Raw genomic sequence first — 16,919 nt, forward strand, 5'->3', positions numbered from 1 at the left:
AGTCAGCCCTGCAGGCTTGGGAAGGCCGGAAATGGCAAGGGCGTCAATTCGCCTCGCCCGCTGCATAAGCTCTGCAGCGTCCTTGCGCGTCTAAATAGACGCACGGCGCTGGAGGAGATGGAAGATGAGACCTTCCTCGCTCTCTTTGGCGGCCGATTTGATGACGGCGATCTCGGCGCTGACGCGGTTGATATCGTCGATGACGAGGCCTTCCGGCAGTTCGATGACGCCGATCGAGCAGCGCATCAGCGGAAACAAGGCTTCGGCGCCGGCGCGGTCGTGACCGAGGATGCGGCCGGCGGCGCGGTGCTCGTCGGAATAAAGGTCAAGCACATCGTCGTGGAAATCGCTGATCAGCCGGTCGAGGATTTCCGTCAGCTCCTCCTTGGTCCAGCCAACGACGCCGATGAAGAAATCGTCGCCGCCGACGTGGCCGAGGAAATGGCGCTCGGCGAAAAAATAGCGGCGCATCAGCGCGGCAAACAACGAGATCGCGTGATCGCCGAGATGGAAGCCGTAGGCATCGTTGAAAGGTTTGAAATTGTCGAAATCGCAGTAGCAGAAGTGGCGGACCTCATCGCCGTCTCGGCCGGACTGGCGCATGAAATCGCGGATGGCACGATTGCCCGGCAGGCCGGTCAGCGGGTTCTGGTCCTGGGCGGTCTTCAGCTGTTTCTCGTTGATGACCTTGATCAGCGAGGCGGCGGAGACGACGCCGGCATAGCGCATGTTATCGGTCAGGATCAGGCAGTTGCTGCCTTCCATATTGGCGAAGATCGCCATCAGCTGCTCGGCGTCGCTGTCGAGGCCGACGATCGGCGCCATTTCGACGAAATGCGAGATGCTGCGCTCGTACATCTTGTTCTTCAGGAGATCGCGGCCGAAGGGCTGGTAGATATATTCCTTGAGGTGTTGCTCGTGGATGATGCCGCGCGGCTCGTTATTGGCGTTGAGCACGGGAAAGAAGGCCTGGCGCGGGTTGCGGCGGAAGAGTTCGAAGACGCTGTCGATGCTGTCGTTCTCGTAAACCGTCGGCAAGAGTTCGATCTGCTTGCGGATGAGGATTTCGTCGAGCGACTGGCTGTTACGTTTGCTTTTTCCGAGTTCCTGCAGATGTGGGAAAGAGGGCGCCAGCTCGGATATGTGCGTCGTCGGACGGGAGATGAACCAGCCCTGGACGAGGTCGACGCCATATTCGCGGCAAGTGATGAATTCGGCCTCGGTCTCGATGCCTTCGGCGATGACGCGGGTGCCGAGCACGTGGGCGATGTTGACGATGCTCTTCAGCAGGTGGCGCTTGCGGGGGCTGCGATCGATCTCGGCGACGAAATGGCGGTCGATCTTCAGGTAATCGACGGAATGATCGCAAAGCAGCTTCATCTCGCCGTGACCGACGCCGAAATCGTCGATCGCCAGCTTGAAACCGGCCTTGCGAAGCTTCGACACCAGGGCGGAAAATTCCGGCACGCTGGTGTTGTCGAAGCGTTCGGAGAACTCGAAGCAGATGGAGGATGGCGGAACATTCGCCTTTCGCAGGTGCTGCAGCAGGCTCTCGACCAGGCGTTCGCCATCAGGGATCAGCCGGACATCGAGATTGAGAAACAGCGTCGAGGTGGAAAAATTCGACAGCGACGCGAATTTGGCGAGCGCGCGGCTGGCGAGCATCTGCTCCAGCTGCAGCAGTTGGCCTGCCTGATGAGCCTCATCGAGAATGTCGACCGGCGTGTCGTAGCCGATGCGCTCCTGGCCGCGCATAAGGGATTCATAGCCGAACACCGTGCCGGTGCCGGCCTCGACGATCGGCTGAAAAGCGTTCTCGACCACGAGCTTGGCAAACGTGACGATCTGGTCGCTAGCATAGCGGCGCAGGACGCCGGGCTCGACGTTGGCAGCCAGGGAAGTCCCGCTCTTCATTTGGCTGATCTCCACTGTGACTTGTTCTTCTTGGTCAGGAAGATGCCCCGGAAGGATCAATGAACCCTTTCGCCAATATGAAAGTTTTGTGAAAGACGCAGGACGCGGCCACGCGTTCCGCGTTTACTTTGAATTCAAAAATACAATCAGGCGCTTCGTCAGGCGGAGCGGCGGCGCTCGGCCTCGTGATCGGCGAACATGTCGGCGACACATCTGCCGCCGGACGGAGCGCCCTCGTCGTCGAGAACATCGTCGCGGAATTCGTTGAGCTTGCGGGCGGCATCCCAGAGGCGGAGCGCCTCGCGGACGACCTCGCTGCTCGAGGCATAGCCGCCATTGTCGACGGCGGCGCGGATGCCCGCTGCCTGTTGCGGAGAGATGGAAACGGTGACCATCGGCATGAACTTCCTCCCTTTTTTATTCAGGCAGAACCCTGCCTTTGGGGGACGCATGACCATTTGCGGCGATCGCACACAGGGCCACCCGCTTTTGGCGAGCGGTCCATACCCCTTAAGTCTAATCCCCTGTCATGCCCTTGTCAAAATAGGCGTATCAAAAAGGCTTTAACTACGGATGCCGAGGCCGAAGGCGATCATCGTCGAGCCCTGGATGATGAGATCGGCGGCCAGGAACAGGCCGAGGATCCAGAGGCTGTTCACCGGCCAGCCCAGGGCGATGACAAAGCCGGCCAGCGCCGTTATGACGCCGCTTGCAACGATCCAGCGCCAGCCCTTCAGCGGTCGCATCCGCATTCCAACCCAGAGACGGAAGATGCCGGCCACCAGCAGGGCAATGGACAGAAACAGGGTCAAGGCCGCCGAGGTAAAGATAGGATTGATGAAGGCGCAGATGCCGGCAAGCACATAAAGGACGCCGCTTAGGGCCCAGAAGAGCACTTGATCCCAACGGCGCAACTGAAAAGCGTGGACGAGGTAGATGACGCCGCCTGCCAGCATCAGCATGCCGACATAAAAGACCGAGGCGACGGTCGCCATCAACAGGTTGCTGAGAGCGATGAGGCCGCAGATAAGAAGCAGTACGCCGAGGCCGAGAAACCATGCCCATTTCGAGCGCAGCGAGGATGCGGGCATTTCGTTGAAGACGCTGGTCATAGAACACCTCCTGATCAACTCCTAATATGTTGCCCCAGTTCTTCCCTAAAAGATGTGCGCGAAATCAATTCAGCAAATATTTTTGTTGATTGATCAGTCAATCAAAAATATCCTTACCGACAATAGGGGAGTTGGCGGTTGCCTAAAGTTGGAATGGAACCGGTGCGCCGGAAGGCGCTTGTCGATGCGGCGTTGCGGGTGATCGGCGATCACGGCTCGCTTGCCGTCACCATGTCCGACATCGCCCGCCAGGCCGGCGTCTCCCCTGCCCTGGCGCATCATTATTTCGGCAGCAAGGAACAATTGCTGATCGAGACGATCCGCTCGCTTCTCAGACAATTGCGCAGCGATACGGTGTCGGCGCTCCGTGCAGCCCGGACGCCGCGCGCCAGGCTTTCGGCGGTCATCCGGGTCAGCTTCCACGCCGACCAGTTTGCGCCGGACACGATCGCCGCCTGGCTTGCCTTTTACGCCGAGGCGCAGCGCTCCGAGGAGACGCGGCGTTTCCTGGTGATCTATGCCCGACGGCTGCGCTCCAACCTGCTCGTCGATCTCAAGGCGCTGCTGCCCGCCGACGCCGCAGAACGCATCGCCGAGGGCGCTGCGGCGATGATCGACGGGCTCTATATCAGGCAAAGTCTGAAATCGGCGCCGATCGGCATCGAAGCCTCGATCGCGCTGACCGAGGATTATCTGAATGCGCTTCTGGCCGTCGTTTCCCCTTCTCCCCAGCGGGGAGAAGATGTCCGAGGGACAGATGAGGGGGTGAGCGACGCAGGAGCGAACGGCCGAAAGGCCGAGACTGCCGCCCCCTCATCCGGCCCTGCGGGCCACCTTCTCCCCCAGGGGAGAAGGAAAAGCCACATCGCACCACCCAAGGACAAATGACATGAAAGCCCAGCCGAAAGCCTCGCACTTCATCGACGGCGAATATGTCGAGGATACCGACGGCACCGTCATCGAGAGCCTCTATCCGGCCACCGGCGAGGTGATCGCCCGGCTGCACGCGGCAACGCCTGCGATCGTCGAGAAGGCGATTGCGGCCGCCAAGCGCGCCCAGCCGGAATGGGCGGCGATGAGCCCGATGGCGCGCGGGCGCATCCTCAAACGGGCGGCCGACATCATGCGCGAGAGAAACCGGGCGCTGTCCGAACTCGAAACGCTCGATACCGGCAAGCCCATCCAGGAGACGATCGTCGCCGACCCGACCTCAGGCGCCGATGCCTTCGAATTCTTCGGCGGCGTTGCGCCGGCCGGCCTCAACGGTTCGCATATCCCGCTCGGCCAGGATTTTGCCTATACCAAGCGCGTGGCGCTCGGCGTATGCGTCGGCATCGGCGCCTGGAACTATCCGCAGCAGATCGCCTGCTGGAAAGCGGCGCCGGCGCTGATCTGCGGCAATGCCATGGTGTTCAAACCGTCGGAAAACACCCCGCTCGGCGCCTTGAAGATCGCCGAGATCCTGCATGAGGCGGGGCTGCCGAAGGGGCTCTTCAACGTCATCCAGGGCGACCGCGACACCGGGCCGCTGCTCGTCAACCACCCCGATGTCGCCAAGGTGTCGCTGACCGGCTCGGTGCCGACCGGGCGCCGGGTGGCGGCGGCGGCGGCCGGCAATCTCAAGCACGTGACGATGGAGCTCGGCGGCAAGTCGCCGCTGATCGTTTTCAACGACGCCGATCTCGATTCGGCGGTGGGCGGGGCGATGCTCGGCAATTTTTATTCCACCGGCCAGGTCTGCTCGAACGGCACCCGCGTCTTCGTGCAGAAGGCGATCAAGGCCGAATTCCTGAAGCGGCTGAAGGCGCGCACCGAGGCGATGCTGATCGGCGATCCGATGGACGAGGCAACGCAGATCGGGCCGATGGTCTCCTGGGCGCAGCGCGAGAAGGTGATTTCCTACATCGAGAAGGGCAAGACCGAGGGCGCGACGCTGATTGCCGGCGGCGGCATTCCGAACAACGTCTCCGGCGAAGGCTATTACGTGCAGCCGACGGTGTTTGCCGATGTCACCGACGATATGAGCATTGCCCGCGAGGAGATCTTCGGGCCCGTCATGTCGGTGCTCGATTTCGACGATGAGGACGAGGTGATCGCGCGCGCCAATGCCAGCGAATTCGGCCTCTCCGGCGGCGTCTTCACTGCCGACCTCACCCGCGCCCACCGCGTCGTCGACCGGCTGGAGGCGGGCACGCTCTGGATCAACACCTACAATCTCTGCCCGGTGGAAATCCCCTTCGGCGGCTCGAAACAATCCGGCTTCGGCCGGGAGAATTCGCTGGCCGCACTGGAGCATTATTCCGAGCTGAAGACGGTTTACGTCGGCATGGGGCCGGTGCAGGCGCCTTATTGATCGCAGCGCAGGCAGCCCCCTCATCCGCCCTCCGGGCACCTTCTCCCCAAGGGTAGAAGGGGGAACCGAGAGGCCGCGGCACGTCTCTTCTCGCCTTGGGGAGAAGGTGGCGGCAGCCGGATGAGGGGGCGACGCGCCGCGACGACTGAAGCAAAACGCGAGAGAAAGAACCATGCAAGCAGATTTCGTCATCATCGGCTCCGGTTCCGCCGGCTCGGCGCTCGCCTATCGCCTCTCCGACGACGGCAAGAATAGCGTCCTCGTCATTGAGGCGGGCGGAAGCGATTTCGGGCCGTTCATCCAGATGCCAGCAGCGCTTGCCTGGCCGATGAGCATGAAGCGCTACAATTGGGGCTATTTGTCCGAACCGGAGTCGAACCTCAACAACCGGCGCATCACCGCGCCGCGCGGCAAGGTGATCGGCGGCTCCTCCTCGATCAACGGCATGGTCTATGTGCGCGGCCATGCTGAGGATTTCAACCGCTGGGAGGAACTCGGCGCCGGCGGTTGGGCCTATGCCGATGTTCTCCCCTATTTCAAGCGGATGGAGCATTCGCATGGCGGCGAGGAAGGCTGGCGCGGCAGCGACGGGCCGCTGCACGTTCAGCGCGGCGGCTTCACCAATCCGCTGTTCCACGCCTTCATCGAGTCCGGCAAACAGGCGGGCTTCGAGACGACGGAGGATTATAACGGCAGCAAGCAGGAAGGCTTCGGATTGATGGAGCAGACCATCTTTTCCGGCCGCCGATGGTCAGCCGCCAACGCTTATCTGAAACCGGCGCTGAAGCGGAAAAATGTCGGGATCATCTACGGCCTGGCGCGCCGGATCGTCATCGAGGACGGCCGGGCGACCGGCGTCGAGATCGAGCGCAACGGCAAAATAGAGGTCGTCAAGGCAAGCCGCGAGGTGATCGTCTCGGCCTCTTCGTTCAATTCGCCGAAGCTGCTAATGCTGTCGGGCATCGGTCCGGGCGGCCATCTCCAAGAAATGGGCATCGAGGTGAAGGCCGACCGGCCGGGCGTCGGCGCCAACCTGCAGGACCATATGGAATTCTACTTCCAGCAGGTGAGCACCAAGCCGGTGTCGCTCTATTCCTGGCTGCCCTGGTTCTGGCAAGGCGTGGCCGGCGCGCAATGGCTGCTTTCCAAGGGCGGGCTCGGCGCCTCGAACCAGTTCGAAGCCTGTGCCTTCCTGCGCTCCGCGCCCGGGCTGAAGCAACCCGACATCCAGTACCATTTCCTGCCGGTGGCGATCAGCTATGACGGCAAGGCGGCGGCCAAAAGCCACGGCTTCCAGGTGCATGTCGGCTACAATCTGTCGAAATCGCGCGGCAGCGTGACGCTGCGCTCCGCCGATCCCAAGGCCGACCCGGTGCTGCGCTTCAACTATATGAGCCATGCCGAGGACTGGGAGAAATTCCGCCACTGCGTGCGCCTCACCCGCGAGCTCTTCGGGCAGAGCGCCTTCGCGAACTATCGAGGACCGGAAATCCAGCCGGGCGAAAATGTACGAAGCGACGAAGAGATCGACGCCTTCCTGCGCGAACATCTGGAAAGCGCCTATCACCCCTGCGGCACCTGCAAGATGGGCGCCAAGGACGATCCGATGGCAGTGGTCGATCCGCAGACCCGGGTGATCGGCGTCGAGGCCTTGCGCGTCGCCGACAGCTCGATCTTCCCGCACGTCACCTACGGCAACCTCAACGGACCGTCGATCATGACTGGCGAAAAGGCCGCCGACCATATCCTCGGCAAACAGCCGCTGGCGCGCTCGAACCAGGAACCGTGGGTCAATCCAAGGGCGGCGGTGAGCGATCGGTGATGGTTGGAGAGAGCTATCGTTGCCTGTCGGCGAAGTTCGTCGGCGGCGAATTTCGAAGAAAGAGATGGTTCTTTCCCTGCAAACCGGTTTAGGAAGAGGCTCTGTTCAACATCCGCTCCGGCATGCCCGTGTTGTATCGCAAGTCCAGACTTCTTCGTCGATCCCGTGTTCTATGGGGTTCCCTCGCGCTCTGGCGCCCGCGGCTGATTTTCTGGTTCGGCGCCTTTGCGATCGGCGTCATCAGCGTCGGCTTTGCCAGGCTGGCGGATCTCGCCCAGCGCGCTTTTGCCGGCGTGACCACCTCCGGCGAATGGAGCTTTTTGCTGCCGCTCGTCATTACGCCGCTCGGCTTCATTCTGTCGGCCACTCTTGCCGCAACGTTTTTCCCGAATGCGCAGGGCAGCGGCATTCCGCAGGCGATTGCCGCCCGGCACCTGCGCGATCCGGAAGACCGCACCCGCCTGCTGTCGCTGCGGCTGGTCTTCGGCAAGATCGTGCTGACGGTGCTCGGGCTGCTCAGCGGCGCATCGATCGGCCGCGAAGGGCCGACCGTGCAGGTCGGCGCATCGATCATGCTGGCGGTTGCCCGCTTCGGCGGCATGGCGCAGGCCCGCGGACTGATCCTTGCCGGTTCGGCGGCCGGCATCGCCGCCGCCTTCAACACGCCGCTCGCCGGCATCGTCTTTGCGATCGAAGAGATGAGCCGGACCTATGAATCGCGCGCCAACGGCCTGGTTCTGACCGCCGTCATCCTGTCCGGCCTTGCCGCCCTCGGGCTTGCCGGCAGCTACAATTATTTCGGCTCTACCGCGGTGGCGCCGGCATCGCTGCGCGACTGGGAACTGGTGTTCGTCTGCGGCATCGGCGGCGGCGCGCTCGGTGCAGCCTTCAGCGGGCTTGCGCTCCATATCGGCCAGCATGTCCGCCGCTTCACGCATTCGCAGCCGCTGCGGCGGATGGTCATGCTGGCAACGGCCTGCGGCCTCGCCGTCGCCGTCATCGGTATCCTGTCTGATGGTACGACCTTCGGAACCGGCTACGACCAGGCGAAGGGCGCGGTCGAAGGCAATCCCCTGCCCCTGCTGTTCTTCCTCGAAAAGCTTGCTGCCGGCTTCCTGTCGATGATTTCGGGAATTCCGGGCGGCATCTTCGCGCCCTCACTCGCCATCGGCGCCGGTTTCGGCAGCACGGTCGGCCAGTTGATGGGCAGCGGCATCGCGCTTGCGGCGATCCTCGGCATGGCCGGATATTTCTCCGGCGTGGTGCAGGCGCCGATGACGGCCTTCGTCATCATTCTGGAAATGACTGGCGATCACCAGGCCGTCATCCCGATCATGGCGGTATCGATGATCGGCTACGTCACCTCGCGCCTGTTGTCGCGAGAGCCGCTCTATCACGGCCTGTCGCGCGTCTTCATTGCCGCAGCGATCAGGGCCCGGCGCGCCAGGGAACTGGCGGAAAGCTGAGATCGGTCCACGAGAGGCGTGACTTCGACCCACGGCATCCGCGATGGTCGCAACACCCTGCCGTTGTGAATGACGCGCAACAGCACTGGGCAAACCGGCCGATCGTCGCTCAGGCGAGCAGCCGGGTGACTTCGGCGGTGCGGGCCGGCTGGGCGGCATCGGCGATGGTCGTCGAAAACAGCACCTTGCGGGTGGCGTCAGCCACCTTGGCGAAGACGTGGCGGATCTGGCAGTTCTGCTCGCCGTCGCAATCGTCGCACTTTCGATAGGCGGTGATCGACAGGCACGGAAGCGGCGCGAGCGGGCCGTCGACGATGCGCAGGATCTCGCCGAAGGTGATGGTGTGGGCGGGTTTCAAGAGGAGATAACCGCCCTGCTTGCCGCGGCGGCTGACGACGATGCCGTGATGTTTCAGGTCGAGCAGGATCTGTTCGAGAAACTTTTTCGGGATCTTCTGCTGCGCGGCGATATCGGAAATCATCACCGGTTCGTCAGCATCGGCATCCGCCAGAACCGTCAGCGCCCGCAGCGCATATTTCGCCTTTTGCGTAATCATCTCAGACCATCGACACACACAGGCGGCACGAATCTTCGCACCGCTACGGAAGTACTTTCGCCTCTATGGCATAGCCAGCATGAACGGAATTTGAACGCACCGGAGAAAGCCTTGAGGATCAAGCGTTTTCGGCCTTGTTTTCACCCTCGGCCGAGCCGGCGCAATTTACGCCTAAACCGCGTCTTCCGCATCTTTTTCGGCATCACTTCAGATTTCGGATTGACAGGCCGCGTGTAAGTCTACAAATCTTATAGACATTCAGGCTGCCAACGCGGATTTCGTCCGCGGGCGGCTGCTTTTCTGCATCGCGGCAGCTTCGGAGAGATATTTGCTCCTCCGGCCGCAGCTTTCGAAATCCCTTTTTCTGTCCGACCCTAGCCTGAGCTGCGATACTCCCGTCAACAAAGGACAGGATTCCCATGACTGTTAACAATACGATTGCGGAAGAAGGGCCGATTGCTAGAGCCGAGGCGCTGAACGACGCGCTGGCGGGTCTTGACCTCGCCGGACGTCTGTCGCTGGTCTCCGGCCTCGGCGGCCGCGTGGTGTTCACCACCTCGCTCGGCATCGAGGACCAGGTGATCGCCGCCGAGATCGGCACGCACCGCCTGCCGATCGATGTTGCGACGCTGCAGACCGGCCGGCTGTTTGCCGAGACGCTGTCGCTGATCGAAGAGACGGAAAGCCAGTACGACATTCAGATCCGCCGCTTCGAGCCTGAACAGGCCGACATCGACGCCTATGCGGCGCAATACGGCCTCAACGGTTTCTACGAGAGTGTCGAAGCCCGGCATGCCTGCTGTGGCATGCGCAAGCTGAAGCCGCTGGCGCGTGCGCTGGAAGGCGCTGCGATCTGGATCACCGGCCTGCGCCGTGGCCAATCGGCCAATCGCGCCGAAACGCCGTTTGCCGAATACGACGCCGAACGCCACCTCTTGAAAGTCAATCCGCTCGCCGATTGGGACCTGGAGGCAATCAAGGCCTTCGTGGCCGACAACGGCGTGCCGGTCAATCCGCTGCATCAGCGTGGCTATTCCTCGATCGGCTGCGAGCCCTGCACGCGGGCAATCAAGCCCGGCGAGCCGGAACGCGCCGGCCGCTGGTGGTGGGAGCAGGACGAGACGCGCGAATGCGGCCTGCATGTCGCCGAAGAGGCCGCGGTGATCGCCGCACAATAATCAAATTCACGGCTTACCGAACCCGGGCGCGGCCACCGCCGCAGCCTTGGGAAAGCCAGCATCAGGAACTGCTTTGCGGCAAACCGCAAAGGATCGACAGTCTGGAGTAAAACATGCCCGATAGCCGTCCGGATACGGAACTCAGCAATCCCCAGAGCGCCAAGGCGCCACTCGACCCGCATCTCAAGGCGCTGGAAAACGAATCCATCCACATCTTCCGCGAGGTCGCCGCCGAATTCGAGCGTCCGGTCATGCTCTATTCGATCGGCAAGGATTCCTCGGTGCTGCTGCACTTGGCGCGCAAGGCCTTCTATCCCGGCCGCGTGCCCTTCCCGCTGTTGCATGTGAACACCGGCTGGAAATTCCGGGAGATGATCGCCTTCCGCGACGCGACCGCCAAGAAGTACGAACTCGATCTGATCGAACACATCAATCCGCGCGGCGCGGCCGAAAACATCACGCCGTTTACCCACGGTTCGGCGGCCTTCACCGACATCATGAAGACCGAAGGCCTGCGCCAGGCGCTCGATGCCGGCCAGTTCGATGCCGCTTTCGGCGGCGCGCGGCGCGACGAGGAAGCCAGCCGCGCCAAGGAGCGGATCTATTCCTTCCGCACCCCGGACCATCGCTGGGATCCGCGCAACCAGCGGCCGGAACTGTGGAACGTCTATAACGGCATGATCCGCAAGGGCGAGAGCGTGCGCGCCTTCCCGCTGTCGAACTGGACGGAGGTCGACATCTGGCGCTACATCCAGGCCGAAGACATTCCGCTGGTGCCGCTCTATTACGCCAAGAAGCGGCCGTTCGTGGAGCGCGACGGCATGATGATCCTGGCCGAGGATCCGCGCCTGGAATTGCTGCCCGGCGAAGTCCGCCAGGAAGGCATGATCCGCTTCCGCACCCTCGGCGACTTCCCGCTGACCGGCGCCATCCGCTCACAGGCGACCACCCTCGAAGAGGTGATTGCCGAACTCGAAATCGCAACGGTGTCCGAACGCCAGGGCCGCGCCATCGACCGCGACCAGTCCGGCTCCATGGAAAAGAAGAAGCGTGAAGGATATTTCTGAGATGACCGCAGCCCAAACCGCCGTCTCGGCCGCCACCGTCGTCAGCCTGCCCGCCGCCGAGCCGCAGAAGGCCCAGCGCGACACGCGCCCGTTGCGCCTGATTACCTGCGGTAGCGTCGATGACGGCAAATCGACCTTGATCGGCCGCCTGCTCTGGGACACCAAGGCGGTCAAGGAAGACCAGGCCGCCACGCTGCAGCGCGATTCCACCGGCAAGCAGAACGATCTCGGCCTGCCCGACTTCGCGCTGCTGCTCGACGGCCTGCAGGCCGAGCGCGAACAGGGCATCACCATCGATGTCGCCTATCGCTATTTCTCGACCGACAAGCGCTCCTTCATCGTCGCCGACACGCCCGGCCACGAGCAATATACCCGTAACATGGCGACCGGCGCCTCGACGGCCGACCTCGCCATCTTGCTGGTCGATGCCCGTTTCGGCATTCTCGAGCAGACCCGCCGTCATGCGACGATCGCCTCGCTGCTCGGGATCAAGCAGTTCGTGCTTGCCGTCAACAAGATCGACCTGACGGGCTACGACCGCGCCGGCTTCGACAAGATCACCCATGAATTCCGGGAATTTGCCCTGTCGCTCGGCGTCAAGCAGATCACCGCCATTCCGATGTCGGCGCTGAAGGGCGAAAACGTCGTCTATTCCGCCCAGGCCGCCATGCCGTGGTACAGCGGCCCGACGCTGGTGGAGACGCTGGAGCTTGCGACCGTACGCTCGTCGCAGACGGTCGGCTTCCGGCTCTCGGTGCAGCGCGTGTCGCGCCCGGGCGAAAGCTTCCGCGGCTATCAGGGCACGGTTGCCGGCGGCTCGGTCAAGCCAGGCGACAGCGTCATGATCCTGCCGTCGGGCATGGTCGCCAATGTCTCGAAGATCGTCACCTTCGATCTCGTTCGCAACGCTGCCGTTGCCGGCGACGCGATCACGCTGGTGCTCGACCGCCAGGTCGATGTGGCGCGCGGCGACATGATCGTCTCGATCGACGCCCAGCCGCAGGTCGGCCTTGCCTTCGACGCGCAGATCGTCGCGCTGCAGCCTGAGGGCATCGAGCCCGGAAAACGCTACTGGCTGAAGAGCGGTTCGCGCCGCCAGCGCGTTCAGGTGCAGCCGCTCAGTCAACTCGAGCTGAAGACCGGCACCTGGACTGCTGCCCAGCGGCTCTACATGAACGCCATCGGCAAAGTCCGGCTTGTCTTCGAGGAAGCGGCGATCTTCGACCCCTATGAGCAGAACCGGCTGTCCGGCTCCTTCATCCTGATCGACCCGGAGACCAACAACACGGTTGCCGGCGGCATGGTGACGGGCAAGCGTACCGAACTCGGCGGCCTGCACAATGGCGAAGGCCGCGTCATCCTCTCGCTGCCGGCCGATCTTGCCGAACAGATCATGGCCAGCGAACTCTTCGCCAGCCGCAGCCACGAGGCCGAGGTGCGCCGCATGACCGCCGCCGAAGCGGCCGATCTCTGGTCGAGCGCTGCAAGTGATATTTGATAAGAGATAAGGGGCCAGCAACACTGGCCTCTTATGCGAGGCCGAATCCGGTGACTGCGGCCGGCGGATTCCTGCCGAACGGCGATGGCGCAAATTGCAGTAATGAAATCGATCAGGTCCTGGGACGTTGCGACAAGCTCTCCACCTCGGCTTTCGGCCGATTGCGGCTATCTGAAATGGTCCTGGGAGGCAGGAGAAACCCCGTTACTTCTCTCGAAGCCCAGCTCTGATCCCCTCGCCAAGTCTTGACCTCCTGGCTGGCTGAGAGCGGCTTCAACGTGGCGGTTGCCCTCTCGATGTCTGGTGCATGGTTGCCGTCATTGTCATCGCAGCAGTCCGTTGGGGCCTTTTGCGGTGGAACAGTCCGCATCCCCGGCTATATAGGTCATTGTGCGTTGGCTTTTTAGCGGTAATCGATGCCCAATTCTCCCGAATCCTCAGGTGAAAGCGTTAGCAGCTCGAGCTCGGGTCGCGATCAGACCCCAGATTCGGCAGCGCAAGCGGCCGCCTTGGATTCGCCGGGAACCACCCAAGTCGAAGACCCGCAGCCGCCCCACGGATCCTTCGACCAAACCAGACGGGCCGTCAGGACTCTATTACGTGCGATACGTCAAGATTTGCAGGCAAGTTCTGCTGTGGCAAAGATCAAGACGGCCGCATTTTCTTGGAGGACGAAGCCAAGGAGGTCGGCGCCGCTTGGAATCCCGCCAGCTCCGCACAACTGGATGGCGACTGCTTTGGTCAAAGCCGGGCGCGGTATTCGCGATCGGCGTTCAAAGCGTGAAAGCCGTTGGAGCGCATCGCTCATTACGGGCTGGTGGAAATTCGCTCTCGGGTCCTTCCTTGTTGTCTGCCTCCTCGTCGGAAGCATTCTGGTGTGGGCACTGAAAGACGTGCCCTGGAGCGAAATCCGGGATGGAACGTTAAAGCCGGTCGTGGTGCTGGAAACCGCCGACGGCGCGCCGCTGGTAAGACAGGGACCTTATCAAGGGCCATATGCTCGATACGACCAGTTTCCACCCCATCTGATCGATGCCGTCCTTTCGATTGAGGATCGCCGGTTCATGGGTCATTTCGGCATCGATCCCAGGGGCATCGCGAGGGCGCTTCTGCGGAACTTGGAGGCCGGCTCGGTGGTGGAGGGTGGCAGCACTATCACCCAGCAACTGATCAAGCTGCAATACCTCGACAGCGACCGAACAATAAAACGAAAGATTCAGGAGGTCGTGATCGCATTCTGGCTGGAGTGGAAGCTCGGCAAGGCGGAAATCCTGACGCGCTATCTGAATAGCGTCTATCTTGGCGCGGGGGCTACCGGCATGCCTGCCGCCGCGCGCATCTATTTCAACAAGGATGTCGGCGCCCTCAACCTGCCTGAGTCGGCGATGCTGGCGGGATTGCTGCGGGCGCCGAGCCAATGGAATCCCATCGACAATTTCGAAGGCGCCCGGCAGCGCACCATGGTCGTCCTCGATGCGATGGCGGCCAATGGCAAGATCACCGCGCCGCAGACGGCGGAAGCCAAGACGAGCTTTGCCAGCCTGCACCCAACGACACCAACGCCGCGTTCCGGAAGCTGGTTTGCCGACTGGATTTCGCCGCAAGCGAGCGAAATCGCCGGCTCCTCGCCGGGTTCGACTACGGTGCGCACCACGCTGGTGCCGACATTGCAGCAGATCGCCGAAAGGGTCGTGAAAAGAGCCCTGGACAGTGAAGGAAAGACGGTCGCAGCATCGCAGGCGGCGTTGGTTGCGATGACGCCCGACGGCGCGGTCGTTGCGATGGTTGGCGGGCGCGACTACAAGGCGAGCCAGTTCAACCGCGCCGTCACCGCGATGCGCCAGCCGGGTTCCACCTTCAAGCTGTTCGTCTATTACGCAGCATTGAAGGCTGGGCTCACTCTGTCCGACCAGGTTCTGGACGCGCCAATAGACATTGACGGCTGGTCGCCAGAAAATTCCGGTGGCAACTATCGCGGTTGGGTAACGCTTGCCGAGGCGTTCGCGCGATCGCTCAATGCCGCGTCAGTGACGCTTGCGCAAGAGGTGGGTCTAGACAATGTGATCGCAGCCGCGCGCGAACTCGGCATCGATGCGCCACTGGCCAACACGCCGTCATTGGCGCTTGGCACATCCGAAGTAAATCTGCTTAACCTCACCAGCGCCTATGCGTCCGTCAAATTCGGCAGGGCCCCTGTCAAACCCTGGGGCATCATCGACTTTCAAGCGGCAGGGCAGCCCAAGACGTTTCGCGTTGGCTCACAATCAAAGCCGAATGTCGATCTTTCGCCCTACCAGTCCGATCTCCTCGGCCTTCTGCAGTTGGTGGTCGAGCGCGGTACTGGACGCGGAGCAGATCCCGGCACGTTTGCCGCCGGTAAGACCGGCACGAGCCAGAACAATCGTGATGCCTGGTTCGTCGGCTTTACGGAAGCCCTCGTCGTCGGTGTCTGGGTTGGAAATGACGATGACGCGCCGATGAAGGGGGTGACCGGCGGCGCCCTGCCAGCGCATATTTGGCGGGACTTCATGCGCGAGGCGACGACCGAACCGACGTTGGACGGAGTGCGATCGACAGAAGCAGCCGTCGAGGGCCAAGGCGCGCCGCAGTCCTGTAACATCACCGCCTGCTCGCGCAGCTACCGCTCCTTTCGACCGTCCGATTGTACCTATCAGCCATATTCCGGCGGCCGAAGGCTTTGCGAAAAGTGATGTGGATGGCAGAGATCGAGCCGCCCGTCCTTCCCTGACTGCCGGTGTTTCCGATCCGTGATGCGCTACCGACTGGTATCGGCGCCCGGCCGGGCGCCACTTATCCATAAAACGGCATTATCTTATGCTTTTCAGCAATCTACAGCGATAGAGCCTGTTTCGATAGGGTAGCCACAGTCGAGGTGGCTATCGGCACGGACCGACTGCGCTGCCTTGTAAAGACGCCTGCCACTCTGGTCGGCGGCAAATGACAGGGAAAGGATGAAGCTATGTCTACAGACAACAAGCTATTGATCGCGGTTACCGGTGCAACGAGCAAACAGGGGCGCAGCGTCGTTGCAACGCTTCTTGAGAGCCAGCGCTTCCGCGTCCGTGCCTTCACTCGGAAAAAGGATTCGCCCGAAGCTCTACGTCTTGAGAAGCTCGGCGCTGAAATCGCCACCGTGCCTCTCGAACTCGGCCGCCAGAATGAGTTCGTTGCTGCGTTCAAGGGCGCGGATGGCGCCTTTCTGATGACGCCGCCGATCGCCCCGCCGGAGACAAGCGAGGCTCCGCTCGGCCGGCAGCTGGCGGATGCGGCCGTCGAGGCCGGCGTCGGGCACATTGTGTTCAGCACGCTCGAGAATATCGACAAGATCACCGGTGGGACGAAATATGCGCCGCATTTTACCGATAAAGCGCGCGTTGCAGATTACATTCGCGGCCTGCCGATCTCTCATTCCTTCATTATGCTGGCATTCTTCTATACGAATCTAAGTGAATATTATGCGCCGCGCATGGAAGGCGACACCCTGCTCTTGCCGATCTATCTGCCGGAAGATTTCGCAGCACCTTTTGTCGATCCGCTGACGGCGACCGGGCCTGTTGTCCTCGAGATCTTCTCGAACCCCGAGCGCTACAACGGCAAAACGCTGCCGATCGTCGGCGATATCATTTCTCCGCGCGAGATGGTCGAAACCTTTCAACGCGTGACCGGCCTCAAGGCCGAGTATCGAAATGCGTTCACCAGGGACGGCCTGCTCGCCTATTTTCCGGAGTTTGCCGCCAACGAACTTCTCGTTCGAGAGATTCTCGGGATGGTCGAATATGCTGTCGAGTATGGCTATTTCGGCAAGGAGCACGATCTCGAATGGAGCCGTCGCCTGAATCCCGGAACGCTCGGCTGGGAGCAGTTTCTGCGGACGTCGGGGTGGCGCGGCGACAAGCGCTCTTTCGGAGGTTGAAGCGTCTCGCAAAGGTGCG

The 16,919-nt window shown here is 62.1% G+C and carries 12 protein-coding genes and 1 pseudogene; 9 read left to right on the top strand and 4 right to left on the bottom strand.

The window, feature by feature from the left end; all coding sequences use genetic code 11:
- Nucleotides 1-90 precede the first annotated feature (90 nt).
- The 3 genes from HJB84_RS23045 to HJB84_RS23055 form a co-directional block, all read right to left on the bottom strand.
- Nucleotides 91-1,914, bottom strand: coding sequence for a GGDEF domain-containing protein (locus tag HJB84_RS23045; protein WP_221117021.1), 1,824 nt, complete (start codon nt 1,912-1,914; stop codon nt 91-93).
- 158 nt (nt 1,915-2,072) lie between these two features.
- Nucleotides 2,073-2,315 carry a type II toxin-antitoxin system ParD family antitoxin gene (locus HJB84_RS23050; RefSeq protein WP_221117022.1) on the bottom strand — a complete coding sequence of 81 codons (243 nt, stop codon included), beginning with the start codon at nt 2,313-2,315 and terminating at the stop codon, nt 2,073-2,075.
- A gap of 162 nt (nt 2,316-2,477) precedes the next feature.
- Nucleotides 2,478-3,026, bottom strand: coding sequence for an HdeD family acid-resistance protein (locus HJB84_RS23055; protein WP_207583410.1), 549 nt, complete (start codon nt 3,024-3,026; stop codon nt 2,478-2,480).
- A gap of 138 nt (nt 3,027-3,164) precedes the next feature.
- Between HJB84_RS23055 and betI the strand changes: the two are divergent.
- The 4 genes and pseudogenes from betI to HJB84_RS23075 all read left to right on the top strand — a co-directional run.
- Nucleotides 3,165-3,758, top strand: a pseudogene (gene betI / locus HJB84_RS23060) (transcriptional regulator BetI); the annotation flags it as partial.
- 157 nt (nt 3,759-3,915) lie between these two features.
- Nucleotides 3,916-5,379 carry a betaine-aldehyde dehydrogenase gene (betB, locus tag HJB84_RS23065; protein WP_221117023.1) on the top strand — a complete coding sequence of 488 codons (1,464 nt, stop codon included), beginning with the start codon at nt 3,916-3,918 and terminating at the stop codon, nt 5,377-5,379.
- A 172-nt stretch (nt 5,380-5,551) separates the two neighbouring features.
- Nucleotides 5,552-7,201 carry a choline dehydrogenase gene (betA, locus tag HJB84_RS23070; protein WP_221117024.1) on the top strand — a complete coding sequence of 550 codons (1,650 nt, stop codon included), beginning with the start codon at nt 5,552-5,554 and terminating at the stop codon, nt 7,199-7,201.
- Between the two features lie 122 nt (nt 7,202-7,323).
- A complete protein-coding gene (locus HJB84_RS23075; protein WP_221117025.1) occupies nt 7,324-8,667 on the top strand; it encodes a chloride channel protein in 1,344 nt (447 codons plus the stop codon).
- A gap of 109 nt (nt 8,668-8,776) precedes the next feature.
- Here the strand turns inward: HJB84_RS23075 and HJB84_RS23080 are convergent, their stop codons facing one another.
- Complete coding sequence (locus tag HJB84_RS23080) at nt 8,777-9,223, bottom strand: Rrf2 family transcriptional regulator (RefSeq protein WP_007626992.1); 447 nt, start codon at nt 9,221-9,223, stop codon at nt 8,777-8,779.
- 419 nt (nt 9,224-9,642) lie between these two features.
- Between HJB84_RS23080 and HJB84_RS23085 the strand changes: the two genes are divergently transcribed.
- From HJB84_RS23085 to HJB84_RS23105, 5 genes are all read left to right on the top strand, one after another.
- Nucleotides 9,643-10,401, top strand: coding sequence for a phosphoadenylyl-sulfate reductase (locus HJB84_RS23085; protein ID WP_221117026.1), 759 nt, complete (start codon nt 9,643-9,645; stop codon nt 10,399-10,401).
- A 113-nt stretch (nt 10,402-10,514) separates the two neighbouring features.
- Nucleotides 10,515-11,468 carry a sulfate adenylyltransferase subunit CysD gene (gene cysD, locus HJB84_RS23090; RefSeq protein ID WP_207583404.1) on the top strand — a complete coding sequence of 318 codons (954 nt, stop codon included), beginning with the start codon at nt 10,515-10,517 and terminating at the stop codon, nt 11,466-11,468.
- Nucleotide 11,469: 1 nt separating this feature from the next.
- On the top strand, nt 11,470-12,966 hold the full coding sequence (gene cysN / locus HJB84_RS23095) for a sulfate adenylyltransferase subunit CysN (RefSeq protein ID WP_207583403.1): 1,497 nt from the start codon (nt 11,470-11,472) through the stop codon (nt 12,964-12,966).
- A gap of 416 nt (nt 12,967-13,382) precedes the next feature.
- Nucleotides 13,383-15,677, top strand: coding sequence for a PBP1A family penicillin-binding protein (locus HJB84_RS23100; RefSeq protein ID WP_221117027.1), 2,295 nt, complete (start codon nt 13,383-13,385; stop codon nt 15,675-15,677).
- Nucleotides 15,678-15,946: 269 nt separating this feature from the next.
- Entirely contained in the window at nt 15,947-16,900 is a 954-nt protein-coding gene (locus tag HJB84_RS23105; RefSeq protein WP_221117028.1) for an NmrA/HSCARG family protein, read from the top strand.
- Nucleotides 16,901-16,919 lie beyond the last annotated feature (19 nt).

Origin of the sequence: Rhizobium sp. NZLR1b (genome assembly GCF_019685155.1) — a bacterium.
GTDB lineage: Bacteria > Pseudomonadota > Alphaproteobacteria > Rhizobiales > Rhizobiaceae > Rhizobium.

Coding starts and splice junctions, on each gene's coding strand:
- HJB84_RS23085 (WP_221117026.1), top strand. CDS start 9,643: ATGACTGTTAACAATACGATTGCGGAAGAAGGGCCGATTGCTAGAGCC.
- betB (WP_221117023.1), top strand. CDS start 3,916: ATGAAAGCCCAGCCGAAAGCCTCGCACTTCATCGACGGCGAATATGTC.
- betA (WP_221117024.1), top strand. CDS start 5,552: ATGCAAGCAGATTTCGTCATCATCGGCTCCGGTTCCGCCGGCTCGGCG.
- HJB84_RS23080 (WP_007626992.1), bottom strand. CDS start 9,223: ATGATTACGCAAAAGGCGAAATATGCGCTGCGGGCGCTGACGGTTCTG.
- HJB84_RS23100 (WP_221117027.1), top strand. CDS start 13,383: ATGCCCAATTCTCCCGAATCCTCAGGTGAAAGCGTTAGCAGCTCGAGC.
- HJB84_RS23055 (WP_207583410.1), bottom strand. CDS start 3,026: ATGACCAGCGTCTTCAACGAAATGCCCGCATCCTCGCTGCGCTCGAAA.
- HJB84_RS23075 (WP_221117025.1), top strand. CDS start 7,324: ATGCCCGTGTTGTATCGCAAGTCCAGACTTCTTCGTCGATCCCGTGTT.
- cysN (WP_207583403.1), top strand. CDS start 11,470: ATGACCGCAGCCCAAACCGCCGTCTCGGCCGCCACCGTCGTCAGCCTG.
- HJB84_RS23105 (WP_221117028.1), top strand. CDS start 15,947: ATGTCTACAGACAACAAGCTATTGATCGCGGTTACCGGTGCAACGAGC.
- HJB84_RS23050 (WP_221117022.1), bottom strand. CDS start 2,315: ATGCCGATGGTCACCGTTTCCATCTCTCCGCAACAGGCAGCGGGCATC.
- cysD (WP_207583404.1), top strand. CDS start 10,515: ATGCCCGATAGCCGTCCGGATACGGAACTCAGCAATCCCCAGAGCGCC.
- HJB84_RS23045 (WP_221117021.1), bottom strand. CDS start 1,914: ATGAAGAGCGGGACTTCCCTGGCTGCCAACGTCGAGCCCGGCGTCCTG.